This is a genomic window from Vibrio sp. 811 (assembly GCF_033339195.1).
Genome location: NZ_JAWOUB010000114.1, coordinates 1 through 1,062, shown reverse-complemented (window position 1 = coordinate 1,062; position 1,062 = coordinate 1). Strand labels below are relative to the sequence as shown.

At 50.5% G+C, this 1,062-nt stretch carries 1 protein-coding gene; it reads right to left on the bottom strand.

Annotation, left to right across the window (positions count from 1 at the left end):
• Window positions 1-150 precede the first annotated feature (150 nt).
• The coding region (locus tag R7Q46_RS25195; protein ID WP_318077941.1) for an MFS transporter at window positions 151-1,062 on the bottom strand (912 nt) is incomplete at its 5' end.

Here is a 1,062-nt window from a genome sequence, read left to right as displayed (position 1 = left end):
GACAAAGACATCGGTTTTGAGTTTGATTACCGCAGCTCGACCAAAAAGGTGAGCGTTGCCCAGCAGTAAACGCAACAATCCTTGAAACCCCTACGAAAACGCCCACGAAATACAGTGGGCGTTTTTCTTTCTTCAATTAAGTCGGTGACATTAGCTGGCTTTCTCTGCCACCGCTCGGGGTTGTTTCGCTTCTTCAGTGTTGAACCCACGTAGAATATTGGTCAAGGTGATGGCGGTAAACAGCACTACAACCAACGACAAATGCCACGCTTCACTCAATCCAAGTTGCACCAGCGTCATACTCACCAAGGAAGAGACCACCATTTGACCGCCGCCAGACATGGCTGCCGCCGCGCCCGCTTGCTCTTTGTATGGTTGCATCACAAGTGCTTGTGCACAAGGCAACGCAATGCCATTGCCAAGAATCATCAACAATTGTCCAATCATCAAATACAAGGGTTCTACCGGGCAGAAAAACAACCACAGCGCCGCACTGATATGCAAAACAGGCGTGCAAAGCAGCATTTTCTTATTTCCGAGGACGGGGCGTGTGCGGTTACAAGTGGTTGTGCCGCCGAGCATACCTAACGCGGGGATCAGTGCCCACATGGCGTATTCGTCCGATGTCATCCCGATTTGGTCTTGCATGATAAAAGGCATCACGGAGACGGTCGTGATCATCAAGCTGAAGTTGAGCCAACTGATGCTCGCAAAGCTCATAAAATATCGAGACGAGAGCAAATCACGATACTGCACCAACATTTTGGCTGGAGAGGGGATTGCAGAGCGTCGTGTGATGGTCTCTTTGAATCGAAACGCAATGATGATCCAAGCTAGCGACACGTAACCCAACAATGAAATGAACACCATACTCCAGCCAAAGTGGAAGTTAATGAACCCACCAATCACAGGAGCAATCAACGGCGTGATGGACGCTGCCATAGCAATGTAAGACATCGCGACGGGAAGCTCATTCCCACTAAACTGGTCGCGAGTGGAAGCCCGAGCCAACACCGCGCAGCAACCCGTCCCCAAGCCTTGCAAAAAGCGGCCTAATACCAT